Genomic DNA, 14,298 nt, shown 5'->3' with positions numbered 1-14,298 from the left:
CACCGGCGGAGGTGTTCTGGGGAGAATATTCCGGGGCACTACCAACGAGTGGTGCTGCACTTATTGTTTGACTTCAGCGTTATTGGTCCGTATGTCGGCGCCCAGCTGAGGAGATAAATGGCGAAGGGAATGGGAGGCTTTCAAGTTAAGCAGTAGAGGGACGGTGCCAAGCACGCCACCCGCGAATACAACGCCTTTCGTGAGGATGACATCAGAGTTCAGTTTTCCATACGGTTTTGAGCTTTTTAAGGACACGAAATAACCATCGCGGCCGTCGGAGCTGCCGGCAGGCATGACGTCGGTCACCTCGCGTTCAGCGGCAATCTTGGCACCCAGCTTTTGAGCCAGATACAAGTAGTTTTTGTCGAGGGTGTTTTTTGCATTGTGCCGGCAGCCGGTCATGCAGCCGCCGCACTCTACACATCCCTTGCGTTCGGGCCCCTCGCCGCCAAAGTAGGGGTCGGCCACGAAGCTGCCCTGTTGACCCTTGTCCGAAAAGAATACGCCGACACGGCTGGGCTGAAAATTTTTTTCCTTTCCAAGCTGGATAGCCAGGTCTTCAATCACGCGATCGGCATCGGTAAGCGTCGGATTGGTGGTGGCGCCCAGCATCCTCATGGCCTCGGCGTAGAACGGCTTCAGTACCTGTTCCCAATCCTGCAGCTCTGACCAGGAGCCTGACTTGAAGAAACTGGATTTGGGTGTTGGCAATGTCGCACCATAGGTCAACGAGCCTCCACCAACGCCCACTCCCGAGTAGACAGTGACGTGGCGCAGCACGGTCATCTTCATGATTCCCCGGAGGCCGAGACGGGGCATCCACAACCACTTTCTCAGGTTCCAGGCATTCTTGGCGTAGGTGTTGTCCTTGAACCAGGCGCCTTTTTCAATAACCAGCACCCGATAGCCTTTTTGACTCAGACGCAAGGCGCTGACCGATCCGCCAAAGCCGCTTCCAACAATGACAAAGTCATAGGTTGGATGATTGTTTTTGTTATCAACCATATCAGTTCTCTTAAATTGGTCGTCAGTAATCGTCACTCCAGAGCCAACTCATCGGCGCAGCGTTTTGAATTTGAACCAGAGAAGCTTGACCAGCAGGTTGTAGGCAGGTTTATTCCATGGCGGCGCCACAAACTTGGTAGTATTGATGCGTCCTTTGCGCACCACGGTTTTGGCTTTGCTGAAATTAATGAAGCCTTCTTTGCCATGGTAATGGCCCATGCCAGAAGGCCCAATGCCGCCAAATGGGGCGTCGTCTACGGTGACATGACTCAAGGTGTCATTGATACAGGCACCGCCTGAATGGGTCCTGGCCAGGACTTCGTCCGACCGCTGCTTATCCCAATCGAAGTAGTAGAGCGCCAGAGGCCTGAGGCCATGGTTTACGTACTGAATGGCCTCATCCAAGCTGTCATAGGCCTTGATCGGCAAGATCGGCCCAAATATTTCTTCTCGCTCGACGAGCATGTCCGCCGTGGTGTCGAGCACAAGGGTCATCGGGAACTTTCGGGTGCTCTCGAAGGTTTCATCCGCCGGGTTGATGGTGATGATCTGAGCACCTTTTTCTTTCGCGTCCTGCAAGTAGGATTGCAGTCTCGTCAGTTGTCGGTCATTGATAATGGCGGTGTAGTCTTCGTTGGATCTCAAATTTGGATAGTTGCGGCTCATGGCTTTAACAAAGGCTTGAGCGAACGCATTCACTTTATGGCGTGGACACAGAATGTAATCGGGCGACACGCAGATTTGCCCAGCGTTCATGCCTTTGCCAAAGGCGATCCGCTCTGCAGCTTCTTCGATCGGAAATGATTCGTGAATGATGGTTGGTGATTTTCCGCCCAGTTCGAGGGTGACCGGTGTCAGGTGCTCCGCTGCCGCCCGCATGACAATCTTGCCGACAGGGGTTGCTCCGGTGAACACAAGGTGGTCGAAGGGCAGCTTAGTGAATTCGCTGCTCACGTCCACTTCGCCAGTGAATACAGCAACCTCATCGGTGTTGAATTCCCTGTCAATAATGTCCTTGACCAGGTCGGCTGTACGGGGCGCGAACTCGGACATCTTAATCATCGCCCGATTACCAGCGGCCAGCGCCGAGACCAGGGGCGAAAGCCCAAGGAACAACGGAAAGTTCCAGGGAACGACAATTCCAATGACACCCAGCGGTTGATACATTACCGACACGCTGGCCGGCATCACCGTCATAGGCACCTTGCGCTTTTGCGCCTTCATCCATTTTTTAATTCGGGCCTTGCTGTATTCAATCGCATCAAGCAAGGGGAAGATTTCGGCCAGCAGCGTCTCTGACTCGGAGCGATTGCTAAAATCCATGCTTATGGAATAAATAATGGCATCCGAGTTGTTTATGATAATGCGCTTGAGCTTATCTAGGCTTTCAATACGTTGCTGAGCGCTCGGCATGGGGTTGGCGAGAAATGCGGCCTGCTGCGCGATCAACCGGTCATTGAGGTAGGAGTAGTCTTGCTCAATAGGGAGTTTCTCAATGGTGCTCATAATGTTACCTGACGTATTTTAGTGGCTTGACCTATGGGCCCGGTCTGGTCTGGTCTGGTCTGGTCTGGTCTGGTCTGGTCTGGTCTGGCGTCTATCGTTCGTGCTTGTCTAGGGTAAGTAAAAGAATTATCTGGCGATAATTATTAGTTTGCCGAAGGGGTACGAAGAAATTGCATATCGGGCGCAGGGTACGCCGAATTCGGGGGTAAAGGTTGGGGCGGGGGATGAATTATCAGGCTGGCTCGAAAAAGGCGCCCGCCGAGATCACTGGCAGGCGCAAAGCTCCCCGTACAACCGGACACTGCGTTGGGCGGGAAGAGATGGTTACGATTTAGTTGCAGGATGATTTGAAGGTGTACTCGCCGAGACGCTTCGCGAAGTTAGTTTTGATCTCCTCATCGGCGTTGGGCAGAGCAACTGAGGCCAGAACCCCGTGTTTCGGATCCTGCTTCACTTTGATCTCAACGGCTTGTCCAGGAATCTCCTGTTGCGCCAGCGCGGCAATGCACTTTTCAATTTCTTGCATTTCAAGTTGAGGTTTGTACACCTTGCCAATGGCCGTAACAGGCAGTTCAGGAACAATATGGACCTCCTTGGGAATCGCCGCTCTTTCTGCGATGTGCTCACCGGCAAACGCCAACAGCTCGGCCGACGTTGCCGGGTGCCCTGGGCTCGTCTGTACGTAACACACCGGAACCTCACCGGCATGGGCATCGGGTTTGCCCACTGCCGCGGCCAAGGTAACCGCGGGATGCCGGCAAAGGATCTCTTCGATCAGCTTAGGCTCAATGTTGTGGCCGCCGCGAACAATCAGCTCTTTTTTTCGTCCCGTCAGCCAGAAATAGCCGTCGGCGTCCTGCCTGGCCAGATCTCCAGTGTTAAGCCATCGATTACCCAAGTCATCATAAAGCCATAGGCCGGCATTCTGGTGATCCAGATGATACCCCTGGAACACGTTGGCTCCGCGGATGGCCAGCACGCCGATTTCATCTACTTCGCACCGTCGAACGATTTTTTCGCCATCGACTTGGACGCACTCCATGTCCTGAAACGGAACACGCACGCCGATTGAGCCTACTTTTTGCTCGCCATGGAAGGGGCTCAGGCTGCTGACGCAGGTGCCCTCCGTCAGTCCATAGCCTTCGAGAATTTTAATACCCGTTTTCTCCTGAAAAGACTTGAAGGTTTCAACCGGCATTGGAGCGGCGCCACAGATTCCCGCCTCCAGAGAGCTGAGGTCCTTGCCCTCGGTCGGGTAGTTCATCAAGGCCGAATAGACCGTTGGCACGGCACTGAACGCGTTTACTCTGAAGTGCTCGACAATATCCCAGAATTTTTCCAGAACCTTTGCCCCCCGATAGCCCTGGGGCGTCGCCATGACGACGGTCGCGCCAAGAGAGAAGGGCAGTAAGCCCGTTACCAGAGCACCGTTGACGTGAAATAGCGGCAGACCCCCGAGGATCACTTTATCTTTGGTCAACAGCGAACGGTTCGCAGTGACGACAGAAAGGACATTCGACAACTCATTCTGGTGGGTTCTCCGGGCGATTTTCGGCAACCCCGTTGTGCCGCCGGTGCAGAAAAGCGAGGAGATGGTTTCGGGCGTGTAGGCCCTCTTGAAATCGAGGCCTTGCTTGTTTTGGTACCGAATCGCTCCGGTAAAGTTGTGGTAGCATTTCCCGGCAGACATTTTGATTCCAGAGCGCTTCTGCCACTGAATCGCTTTTGCAGCAAGACCTTTCACGCCCCTCACATAATGGGCGATATCTACCCCTACGACATGTTCGATCGAACTAAGCGCCGGCAGGATCTCCTGCAACTTGTCCCACAGATCAATATTGGTTATGGGGTTCATGGTGACTACGGCTTTGGCACCGACTGAGCTGACCAGTTCTTTGATCTGGCCCGGTTCCAACAAAGGATTGATTGCCAGAATTTGACACGCTGCTTCGCCTCCCCAGATCACGTAGTGAGCCTCGGGCACATTGGGTAGAATCAGGGCCACAACATCGCCACTTCCGAGGTTCAGGGAATGAAAGAAGTTTGCTGTCTGGGTAACCTTCTCTATTAACGTTTGATAGGTTATATGGTGAGCTTCCTGATACGAATCGCCGCTTAGGAAAAATGAGATAGCCGTTTTGCCTGGATACTGTTCCGCGCTGCCTCTGATGGCAGAATAGGTACTCTCGTGCACCGGTACCTCATCTTTTGGATAGGTGCGTACGAGACGCTCTTGATCGCTGGCTGACTTCATCCCGTTGCGGTTCATCTCTGTTGTGTTCCTTGGCCTTGCCAGGCGAAGCAGTGCATGGCCTGGCTTAATTGTTCGTTAAGCAAACAGTAATTGAGGCTTGGTTTAAAATTAAATGAAAAGTTTTTCCTGCAGGGGGCAAGGAATCGAATAGGTGCGGGTGTATGATTTAGCCCAGCATAGGGCGCACTATTCCTCGCTGGGTAGGTCCTTCGAGAGCATTGGCATTTGGTATCCGGATATGCAGAACAACAATTTGATCAGGGTATTTTTAGGTGATTGATATATCAGACATAACAATGATTCGCGTGATCAGCGAAGTCGGTAGCATCAACAAGGCTGCGGAGCTCCTCAACGTCTCCCAACCAACGCTCAGCAAGAAAGTCAGCCGCCTGGAGCACAAGATCAACATGGAGCTTTTCAGCAGGGACAGTGCCGGTATGGCGCCTACCGAGGCGGCCAGGTTCCTGCTTCGTGAAGGGGATGAGTTGAGAACGCAGCTCAGCATCATTGAAAGAAGACTGGAATTGATGGCGAACAAGGTTGGAGGCGTTGTCAGGATAGGGGTGGGCCCGATCATCTCCCAGATCATGTTGCCCAAGGTATTGCTGGATTTTTCGGAACAGAACTATCAGTTCCGAGTGTCAGTGGTCACCCTGTCACAACAGGCACTCCTAAACCAACTCAGGCAGAGCGAGATTGATATAGCGATAGGTCCTTTCTCCGATGACGAGATTCCTGATGAGTTTTCAGTTCCATTATGCACTTCGGATAAAATTGTGGCCGCCGTCCGTGAGGGGCACGAATTGGCCTCACAAAAAGTGATCAGTCTTCAGGATGTTGTACGCTTCAAGTCTGTGCTGCCAAATATCCCTAAAAGCCTCGGCCAACAGATCTCGGCTCGGGTTCAGAGGACCAGTCTCGAGCCAGATATCCTCTGTGAAAACTACAGCACAGCTAAATCCATAGTGGCAAACTCCGATTACATAACAGCGGGCCCCGAGACACTGTTTAGGCAGGAATTCGCCAGTGGAGAACTGGCACAACTGGAGTTTCAGACTGAAGTGCTCTGGCAATGCAAGTGCCTGGTCAAACCGGAGATTTTGCTTTCGCCCATTGTCAAAGAGATTGTCGCCATCTTCTCGCAATACATGCTGCCACACGACAGGTAGGAGAGTGACGCCTGGCCAGGTCATATGCTCTGAAGCCCCGGACTCTTGCGCCCGGGGCCAGCGACAGGCGACACGCCTTTCGCTACGCTCGGACACGCTTAACCGCCTGGCCACGCCTCCAGAACTGGTAAATCGTCGCGACGGCAGAAAATGCACCGTAGACTTTGGTCTTGGGTTTGAGGCCTTCGCTCATCCGGCGAATCTGATCGGTGTACCAACTAATCTCCATAATCGCCATGTCATCAATTTTCTTGATTCCAGTCGAAATGGGTTGAACGGAGGACACATAATTGCGGCCCTTCAACAGTCTGTTGGGCATGTTTGGGTCGACCGCGAGCGGTCGTGCGAGACCGACAACGTCAATAGCCCCTGATTCAATCGCGTCATTCATTGCTCGCTGGCTTCGGAAGCCACCGGTAACCATGATGGGTGCTTTGACTGCTAGCTTGAGTTGTTCCGCAAACTCGAGGAAGTATGCTTCACGCTTCTTGGTGCTTTCCTTCAGGTTGCCTTTCCGATTAACCGGGTTCTCCCAGCTTCCGCCGGAGATCTCAATCATATCGATGCCAAGCTTGTCCAGACTCTTGCACACCTCAATGGACTCATCATTGGTGAATCCGCCTTTCTGGAAGTCCGACGAATTCAGTTTGATGCCAACGGAGAACTTCTTGCCCACTTTGGTGCGAATGGCTTTATAGATCTCGGTAACAAACCTCATTCGGTTTTCCAGAGAACCACCCCAGTCATCTTTGCGCTTGTTGTGGTTTGGTGACAGAAACTGGCTGATCAGATAGCCGTGAGCGCCGTGGAGTTGGACACCATCGAAACCAGCCTCTTTTAGAATACTCGCTGTCTTGGCGAACCGATGAATGATGTCGTGAATTTCGGCTTCTTTCAGCTCCCTCGGAGGAACAAACATCTCACTGGCCAACGGGATCGCGGAAGGGGCAACGGGCTCGCTGTTTAGAAAACTCGGAGATTGCTTTCCCGGATGATTCAGCTGAGCCCAGATTTGCCCCCCATGTGATTTTGCTGCTTTCGCCCAGAGTTCCAGCAGCAAGGAGTCACGCCGATCCTCAACAGCCACCGCAAGCGGCTCGTTGGCATGGCGCTGATCCACCATGACGTTACCAGTCACTAACAATCCGGCGCCGCCTTCAGCCCAGGTGCGATAAAGCACTTCGAACTGACGAACCACTCGGCCTTCGCCAGTGGCGATGGCCTCATTCATGGCCGATTTGCAGATCCTGTTTTTCAGTACTGCGCCTGAACGTAGCTTCAGGTGTTTAGAGAGTGGACTGTGGTTCGACATTTTCGTTGTGTCTCCAGGTAATTGCCGTCCTGATAAAAATACCGATTAACGCTGACACCTGGGTAATGAACTTGTTTTGGTTGTGTGACAAAAAAACGGAATCTCTCGGTCTGTGGATGCCTATTCTCGAATTTTTGAGGGGGAGTAAACTTATTTCATTGTTTTTTTTGCTCTCATGGGATTTATGATGAATCCATGCTCTTACCAAATCGGACTCAAGGTCGGCAAAGATGAACATTATTCCGGTCACTTGCTCAATTCAGGATGGCTCTATTGGGCACAACAAGATAAAGCAATTGGAATCGGTGATTACGAGCACCTATCAGACACATTTTGGTTCGGGAAATAAACTGGTCTTTTTCTGGCTGAAAATCCCCTATGAGCAGTCTTATCTGGCAGGGAAGTTGTCAACCGCATCCACTGTTCAGATTCCCGTCAAGAATGGCATGCCGAATGAAATGCGACATCCATTCATGGCGGAAGTGTGTGCAAAATGGCAGCACGTCACCGGGTGTAGCAAGAATGAAATCATTCTGGCTGTTTCCGATATGTCTCAGTCAAAGGCCTTCACGAAATCGATGGCTACCCGATTTGAAAAATCAGCAAGAACCAAAACCCAAATAAAGATCCTTACGGGGTTGATCGCCGGAAAAATCAAGAAAGGGTATTTGAACTCTAGTGTAAATCTCTAATTTGAAATATTTATAAGGAGGCCATCATGCCCCTATATATGGTTTCAACGCAAGCCTCAATTCCTGTACCAAAGCGACAGGAGTTGGCAAGCCTGATCATGAATGTGCACTGTGGAATTACCGGCGCACCGGAAACGTTTGTAAATGTATTGTTTATGGAAAATGTACCGCTGGCAGGCGGAATCACATTAAATATCATTGGAAATGTAAGGAAAGGGCGAACAGGGGAGATGAATAACACTCTACGTCAGGAACAGATAAGTCAGATATCTGAGTTGATGAGAGTTCCCGAGCATCAAATGGAACTATCGCTGTTCGAGGTGCCGGCCAGTTGGATTATGGAGGGCGGAGAGGTGCTTCCCGAACCGGGTGAGGAGGACCAATGCCAATGGTTGCAGGCAGGCCATAACGCCTAGTAGTAGGCGCTATGGCTTTCATAACTTTTTAATATCATATGATATTAAATGGTGATGAAGGCTCCCCGACACTATTTTCAGGATTTCTTGTAAAAGTCGCCGGGATGGAAAAACGAGCATCTTAATCAGGGTGTCAGATGTCGGGTAGATGTTTTTTTGACCTTTCCATTTATTTGATTGCAATCTTTAAAAAGCCGTTAATGGCTATCCGGAGTAATGATGGTAAATCTAATTCATAAAATAAGATTTGCTTTATTGATCTTGTTTTCTTTTCCAGTAATTGGGCTTGCTCAAAGTCTGAACGTAGATAGCCTGAACTACGAGAATGTCTATAGATCTGATCAGCTTTCAATAGATCTTGCTCACTCGGGCGATGAACAATTTGTTAGAACTTATCTTGAGACGGTAGTGCCGAACTCAAAAGTTAGCCAAATTAAAGACTTGATTTTTAATCTGGATGGTATGCCTAACTGGTTGGGTGGTGTAATAAATGCTGAGCTTATCGTGAAGATAAATGAAAGTAGTCAGGTGGCCACTCTAGTCAATGAAATGCCTTTCCCGCTTAATGATCGATATATAGTGATGATTCAAGAACTTGTTCATGAGTCACCTGATGAAGTACGGATTCGCCTAACTTCAGATTATTCTTTTTTAGAAGATCCCATGGAATTGGTGAGGGTAGACCCATATAACGGGCAGTGGACGATTACGCAACATGGTAATGATGTTAAAGTTGAACTAAGCGATGTTTGGAATGGAAAAACAGCAGGCTTGCCTGAATTTGCTGTTGTCAATCATATAAAGTCAGTTTGTCTTGACACTATAAATCAGATGTCAGAGCTGGAATTTAAATAGCACTGAAAATAATAATATGACCTTTTAAAAGTACTTTTTTGATTGTAATCATACAGGTAATCTCTGTTGTCTATCCAGCAACTCTATGCATAATTCTCAGTTTTTAGGACAATCAATGAATCGTCGTAATTTGGCCTATGCAGCCACAGCATTTTTGACAGCAAATACAGAAGTAACTGCAGCTGGTTTTGAGTTGAAAGAACATAGTTCCAATGGGCTTGGAAGAGCCTTCGCAGGCCAGGCTGTAATACTGGAAAACAGCAGTATTCTGCCATCCAATGCTGCGGCAATCGCTATGTTCGATGCCAGTGAGCTAAGTCTGTTTGGCAGCTACATCGACCCAAATATCGACTCCGAGGGCGAGGTTACAAACACTGTTGGTCCGAACGAAGTCACTACGGATGCGTCGGACAGTGAAGTGTCTGACGGTGCCATTGTGCCGGCTGTTTTTTACACCACACCGCTGAACGACAAATGGAGCCTGGGACTCGGCATCTTTGCCAACTTTGGGCTGTCGACCGAATACAGTGAGGATTACAACGCCCTGCATTTTGCAGACCGGTCAGAGATTACCAGCACCGTCATTAACCCGACGGTGGCTTACAAGGTTTCTGATGATCTGAGCGTCGGTCTGGGGGTGAGCGCTACGTATGCGGAGGCCAGTTTGTCCACGTCGGTTCCTGCTTCCCTGGCTGCCGCGACTGGGGGATTGGTGCCATCGGGCGGGAAAATCGTTGATATGGAAGGCGACGATTGGGGCGTCGGCTGGAACGTTGGCGTCTTTTGGCAAGCCCTCGAGTCTACATCCCTGGGACTGAGCTATCGTTCGAAAACAAAGCTCAAGCTTAGCGGCGAGATCGAATCGGACATTGTCAGCGATTATAACCAGTCGGCGTCACTGGACCTGGAACTGCCCGCGATGGCCGAGCTGGCGATTAACCATCATCTGTCGCCATCCCTGTCTGTCCAGTCGAGTGTGGGCTGGACAGAATGGAGCAGCTTTGACCACCTGGATATCGATCTGTCGGACGGAAACCTGCTGCCATTGCGGGAAGAAAACTTCGACGACAGCTTCCGTTACAGTGCCAGCGTGACGTACAGGCTGAACGACCTGATTACGCTCCGGGGAGGGTACGCGTTCGACGAAGGGGCGGCACCGGAAGACCATCGTTCATTGAGCATACCGGACACGGACCGCCAGTGGCTTACAGCCGGTGCGACGTTTGACCTGGATTCGGCATCCAGCATTGACGTTGGCGTAGCCTACATTAAAGGGAAGGGCACGGTGGTCAATGAGCATGCGGCCTTGGGGCCCGAAACATCGAGAGTTGAGGCTTCTCAGTCCTCAAAAGCCAACATTTTCAGTGTCCAGTACAACACCCGGTTTTAAGGGAACGCTCCGACGTTTTAGTCGCAGATGAGTATTCTTTGGGCGGGATCGGCTGGACCAACAGGAAACACCCATGCGTGCATGAGGAGTGAAAATCATATGGTATCAGAATCTGCCGTGATTATTGGAGTTGGTGCACGCCTTGGCGTTGGCGCAGCCATTGCGGTCAAAGCCGCGCGCGAAGGGTTGCATGTATTTATCGCAGGGCGAACACCCGCAAAGCTGGATTTGATTGTTGATGAGATCGTTGCTGCCGGAGGGCAGGCCACGGCGGTGATCATGGATTGCACCATAGATGAGGATATCACCGCGCTCTTTGAGCAGGTCAGCAATTCCGGCACCGTGCTCCGGCTGGTGGTTTATAACACCGGAAGGAACCTGCCCGCGCCGTTTATGGAACACGATGTGCGGTTGATTGAAGGCCATTGGCGCCGTTGCGTTTTGGGCGGCATGTTGGTGGGCCAGGCTGCGATTCGCCTGATGCAGCAACACATCGATGAAAACCACGGCGATCAACTCGGCACGATCCTGTACACCGGCGCCAGTGCCTCCATGCGAGGAAAACCGTTGTTCTCTGGATTCGCGTCAGCGAAAGCAGCGCTGCGCGCCATGGTTCAGTCGATGGCGAGGGAATTTGGCCCTCAGGGCATCCACATTGGCCACATCGTGATTGATGGCGTCATCGATGGCGACGTTATTAGAAGCGTAAAGGGACTTGGGAAGCTGGCGTTGAAGCTCAAAGGCGAGGATGGCGCGTTGCGCCCGGATGAAATCGCCCAGGCGTTCTGGATGCTTCATCGGCAGCAGCCGAACTCTTGGACCCATGAAATAGACCTACGTCCCTTCAAAGAAGCATTTTAAGGACACGGCAGTGATTATTGAAAAGATCCTGAAAAACGCGCTGAAAAACAAGGTTCGCGAATTCACGCCGGCCGCAAGAAATTCGCCCCGAGCGGCATTGATTTTTGGTGGCGGCTCTCCCTCGGGCATTGGGGGCGCAGTTGCGCAGCGCGTTGCAAGAGAAGGCATCAAGGTGTATGTCGCGGGGCGAAATAAAGAAAAGATCCAGGCAACCGCTGAAGCCATACGTGCGCAAGGTGGGGACGCGACGGCGGTCGTTGCCAACGCGACAAGCAAGGAACAGATTGAAGGGGCATTCGAGCAAGTTAAACAAGACGGTTTTGCCCTGGATTTGGTGGTGCATAACGTTGGTACAAATCGCCCGGGTAAATTTTTGGATGTAACGGCGGAGCACCTCGAAAAAAGTTGGCGTGCGGATTGTTTGTCCGGCTTCCTTATTGGTCAGCAGACCATCAAGTACATGCAGCCCAATGGCAGGGGAACGCTCATGTTTACGGGCGCTTCCGCCTCAATGAGAGGAAAGGCCGGCTTTGCCAGTTTTTCAGCCGCCAAAGCTGGGTTGAGAAGCCTGGCCCAATCCATGGCCAGGGAATTTGGTCCCCATGGCATTCATGTGGTTCACGTAGTTATTGATGGCATGGTGAATGGCGATCGTTTGCGGAGTGTGCTGCCGGGTATGCTTGACAGCAAGGGGGAAAGCGGGAGCCTCAACCCTGACGACATTGCCGAAACCTACTGGCAGCTCTATCAACAGCACCGAACTGCCTGGACACACGAAATCGATCTTCGGCCGTGCAAGGAAGTCTGGTAGGTCAGATGGAAAGTGCGCAAAAGCCTCATCGAAACAGATACATCAACTAAGGCAGAAACTTGGCTGATTGATACAGTTTCCGGAAGTCGGCCGGAGGCATTCCAACAGCCGATTTAAAGGATTTGGAGAAGTTGGACGAATTGCTATACCCCAACTTTTCGGCAATAAACTCAAGAGTGTTTTTGCTGAACAGCAAGTGGTGTTTGGCGCATTCGATTCGCTCCTCATTTTTGATCTCCTTGAAATTTGTCCCTTCTTCTCGCAGCCGTCTTTGTAGAGTGCTAACAGAGATATTAAGTTCGGATGCAATACGCTCAATGGACGTATGATCCCAGCCAACGTGGCGAACAATGTATTTCGCGTGTTCCGTCAGGCTTTCATTTGGACCGGTAGCGAGTTCTTTCTTAAGGAGGAGTGTGAGCTCCTGAAGTTGCGTGTGGTTGGAAAACTGTATTCTTGAGTCGCCGATGTATCGTGGTATGCGGATGGCGTTAACCGATACGTTCTGTCGAACGTAGATGCCCTGGCCGCAGTCCAAGGTATCGAAGTCATCCAGTTGACCTTCAATGAATAACTGAGAATCGAAGCTTTTGCTGCCTGATTCCACTGATTTCTTTATAAAATAGATGATATTAAAAAGGCTCGTTAAAACCAGAAAGTGCTCTATCGCCGGTTCGGTAAACTCTCCCAAGCCTTCATTTGGCTTCACAAAACAGTAGATGAAATCAGCATCTTTGTGAACGGAATAGAGCAGGGTGTTGGTTCTGGTCTCGCTGAACTGTTCGAGAAGTGTGATCGCGTGATAGACGTCGGGCGCATTTCGCATGGCCAACCCCAGTCGCCCATGGGCATTTTTAGACGCCAGCTGCCGCCCAAATGCCTGCCCCATGGCGAACGGGTGGCTGGATATTTCCGCAATGTTTGCACAAATGCTGCTGAACAGTTCAAGCGGAATATATAAAGGTGGGTTGAGTACCAGGTCAGTGGACTTCCCGGCGTGAGTCAACGCAGTCATGAAATCAAGATTGTTGTCGAAACAAAAGTCTCTCAAGGTGAGCAAATAATCTGCTGCATAGTAATACTTGGATCGTTCGGAAGCCGGGAGCATTCAACTTTCTCTTTTATAATTTTCGGACAACTTTTCCGCCGATTATAGCAGAACCCAATGCGCCCCGGTTTGCTGAATTCCGGTTGGCAGTGAGGCGGATGACGGGCTTGCCGACCACCAGGGCACCCCACGCTGACCTCAATTCACTGAATTACGACGCCTGGCCACATTCTCTCTTTTCAGCACCGTTAATAGTATGGATGTACAAGGTTTCCTGACTCGTTCAGCGGAAATCTTCGGGCATCAGATTGCTAATAACAACATTCTTTGAGACGCATAGAGGTCAAACATGTTCAACGCTGGAAAACATGAAGGTGAAAACCGGCACCGAGGACGCCAAGTCGTCGAAGCTTCACCCGCTGGTGACCGTGCATCCGGAAAGCGGGAAAAAAGTACTTTTCCTTGGCGGCGTCTATTCGATCACGATTCAGGGCATGCACTTCGACGAATCCGAAACGCTGTTGAACTACCTGCAGGAAAAAGTGGTCCAGGATCCGCTCAACCTGTGCCGTTTCCGCTGGGAGAAGGGCTCCGTGGCCATGTGGGACAACCGCTGTACTCAGCATTACCCCATGGCTGATTACAAAGGGATGAGACGGGAAATGCAGCGCACGATTATTGCTGGCGAACCCCCTGTTGGTGTTTAGAAGTACGCATTGATCACCCGGGTGAGGCTCCAAGACTCCCCCGGGTGACGAGGGAGCCTCTGATTAACTCCTGAGCCCGATGGTAAAAAATCACAGACTCGGGAACAGAGAGCATCACACGAGACGGGGAATAGCACCGCTCTGGCAAGGATTGGTGTGTTCTCAAAGACACCATTTAACATAATATACATTATGCGCAGTTATGTGATGTAAGCCCAAGCTATAAACTTGGCAGATGGCTGGCCAATCTATTCAGGGTGTAATCCACCTAC

Annotated in this window: 13 protein-coding genes; 8 read left to right on the top strand and 5 right to left on the bottom strand. The window is 51.0% G+C overall.

The genetic code is table 11. From position 1 onward, the window contains the following. Positions 1-60: 60 nt before the first annotated feature. From MLD24_RS18560 to MLD24_RS18550, 3 genes are all read right to left on the bottom strand, one after another. A complete protein-coding gene (locus tag MLD24_RS18560; RefSeq protein ID WP_248168599.1) occupies positions 61-1,005 on the bottom strand; it encodes a GMC family oxidoreductase N-terminal domain-containing protein in 945 nt (314 codons plus the stop codon). 48 nt (positions 1,006-1,053) lie between these two features. Then, positions 1,054-2,511, bottom strand: a complete 1,458-nt coding sequence (locus MLD24_RS18555; RefSeq protein ID WP_248168598.1) for a coniferyl aldehyde dehydrogenase — start codon at positions 2,509-2,511, stop codon at positions 1,054-1,056. Between the two features lie 331 nt (positions 2,512-2,842). Next, positions 2,843-4,780, bottom strand: coding sequence for an acyl-CoA synthetase (locus MLD24_RS18550; RefSeq protein WP_248168597.1), 1,938 nt, complete (start codon positions 4,778-4,780; stop codon positions 2,843-2,845). A 281-nt stretch (positions 4,781-5,061) separates the two neighbouring features. Between MLD24_RS18550 and MLD24_RS18545 the strand changes: the two genes are divergently transcribed. Continuing rightward, positions 5,062-5,934, top strand: a complete 873-nt coding sequence (locus MLD24_RS18545) for a LysR family transcriptional regulator (RefSeq protein ID WP_248168596.1) — start codon at positions 5,062-5,064, stop codon at positions 5,932-5,934. Positions 5,935-6,016: 82 nt separating this feature from the next. Here MLD24_RS18545 and MLD24_RS18540 read toward each other — a convergent pair whose 3' ends face one another. Further along, positions 6,017-7,246: an NADH:flavin oxidoreductase/NADH oxidase family protein gene (locus tag MLD24_RS18540; RefSeq protein WP_227175872.1), complete on the bottom strand. Its 1,230-nt coding sequence runs from the start codon at positions 7,244-7,246 to the stop codon at positions 6,017-6,019. A gap of 230 nt (positions 7,247-7,476) precedes the next feature. Here MLD24_RS18540 and MLD24_RS18535 point away from each other — a divergent pair, with 230 nt between their 5' ends. The 6 genes from MLD24_RS18535 to MLD24_RS18510 all read left to right on the top strand — a co-directional run bounded on the left by MLD24_RS18535 (position 7,477) and on the right by MLD24_RS18510 (position 12,271). Further along, positions 7,477-7,938: a hypothetical protein gene (locus tag MLD24_RS18535; protein ID WP_227175873.1), complete on the top strand. Its 462-nt coding sequence runs from the start codon at positions 7,477-7,479 to the stop codon at positions 7,936-7,938. Positions 7,939-7,964: 26 nt separating this feature from the next. Further along, entirely contained in the window at positions 7,965-8,354 is a 390-nt protein-coding gene (locus MLD24_RS18530; protein WP_227175874.1) for a tautomerase family protein, read from the top strand. A gap of 219 nt (positions 8,355-8,573) precedes the next feature. Next, the gene (locus MLD24_RS18525) at positions 8,574-9,209 is read left to right on the top strand and encodes an SRPBCC family protein (RefSeq protein ID WP_248168595.1); all 636 of its coding nucleotides are present in this window, start codon (positions 8,574-8,576) and stop codon (positions 9,207-9,209) included. A gap of 115 nt (positions 9,210-9,324) precedes the next feature. After that, complete coding sequence (locus MLD24_RS18520) at positions 9,325-10,599, top strand: OmpP1/FadL family transporter (RefSeq protein ID WP_248168594.1); 1,275 nt, start codon at positions 9,325-9,327, stop codon at positions 10,597-10,599. A gap of 99 nt (positions 10,600-10,698) precedes the next feature. Then, positions 10,699-11,460, top strand: a complete 762-nt coding sequence (locus MLD24_RS18515; protein ID WP_227175877.1) for an SDR family NAD(P)-dependent oxidoreductase — start codon at positions 10,699-10,701, stop codon at positions 11,458-11,460. Positions 11,461-11,470: 10 nt separating this feature from the next. Next, positions 11,471-12,271: an SDR family NAD(P)-dependent oxidoreductase gene (locus tag MLD24_RS18510; RefSeq protein ID WP_248168593.1), complete on the top strand. Its 801-nt coding sequence runs from the start codon at positions 11,471-11,473 to the stop codon at positions 12,269-12,271. 46 nt (positions 12,272-12,317) lie between these two features. Here MLD24_RS18510 and MLD24_RS18505 read toward each other — a convergent pair whose 3' ends face one another. Next, complete coding sequence (locus MLD24_RS18505) at positions 12,318-13,379, bottom strand: AraC family transcriptional regulator (RefSeq protein ID WP_248168592.1); 1,062 nt, start codon at positions 13,377-13,379, stop codon at positions 12,318-12,320. 308 nt (positions 13,380-13,687) lie between these two features. On the opposite strand from MLD24_RS18505, the gene MLD24_RS18500 reads away from it, so the two are divergent. Then, on the top strand, positions 13,688-14,026 hold the full coding sequence (locus MLD24_RS18500) for a TauD/TfdA dioxygenase family protein (RefSeq protein ID WP_248168591.1): 339 nt from the start codon (positions 13,688-13,690) through the stop codon (positions 14,024-14,026). Positions 14,027-14,298 lie beyond the last annotated feature (272 nt).

It is taken from the genome of Marinobacter xestospongiae (genome assembly GCF_023156385.1).
In the GTDB taxonomy this organism is placed as follows: domain Bacteria; phylum Pseudomonadota; class Gammaproteobacteria; order Pseudomonadales; family Oleiphilaceae; genus Marinobacter; species Marinobacter xestospongiae.
This window is presented reverse-complemented; position numbering and strand designations above follow the sequence as displayed.

Bases quoted from the DNA above. Each gene is read 5' to 3' on its own strand.
- MLD24_RS18560 (WP_248168599.1), bottom strand. From the start codon at position 1,005: ATGGTTGATAACAAAAACAATCATCCAACCTATGACTTTGTCATTGTT.
- MLD24_RS18555 (WP_248168598.1), bottom strand. From the start codon at position 2,511: ATGAGCACCATTGAGAAACTCCCTATTGAGCAAGACTACTCCTACCTC.
- MLD24_RS18550 (WP_248168597.1), bottom strand. From the start codon at position 4,780: ATGAACCGCAACGGGATGAAGTCAGCCAGCGATCAAGAGCGTCTCGTA.
- MLD24_RS18545 (WP_248168596.1), top strand. From the start codon at position 5,062: ATGATTCGCGTGATCAGCGAAGTCGGTAGCATCAACAAGGCTGCGGAG.
- MLD24_RS18540 (WP_227175872.1), bottom strand. From the start codon at position 7,246: ATGTCGAACCACAGTCCACTCTCTAAACACCTGAAGCTACGTTCAGGC.
- MLD24_RS18535 (WP_227175873.1), top strand. From the start codon at position 7,477: ATGAACATTATTCCGGTCACTTGCTCAATTCAGGATGGCTCTATTGGG.
- MLD24_RS18530 (WP_227175874.1), top strand. From the start codon at position 7,965: ATGCCCCTATATATGGTTTCAACGCAAGCCTCAATTCCTGTACCAAAG.
- MLD24_RS18525 (WP_248168595.1), top strand. From the start codon at position 8,574: ATGGTAAATCTAATTCATAAAATAAGATTTGCTTTATTGATCTTGTTT.
- MLD24_RS18520 (WP_248168594.1), top strand. From the start codon at position 9,325: ATGAATCGTCGTAATTTGGCCTATGCAGCCACAGCATTTTTGACAGCA.
- MLD24_RS18515 (WP_227175877.1), top strand. From the start codon at position 10,699: ATGGTATCAGAATCTGCCGTGATTATTGGAGTTGGTGCACGCCTTGGC.
- MLD24_RS18505 (WP_248168592.1), bottom strand. From the start codon at position 13,379: ATGCTCCCGGCTTCCGAACGATCCAAGTATTACTATGCAGCAGATTAT.
- MLD24_RS18500 (WP_248168591.1), top strand. From the start codon at position 13,688: ATGAAGGTGAAAACCGGCACCGAGGACGCCAAGTCGTCGAAGCTTCAC.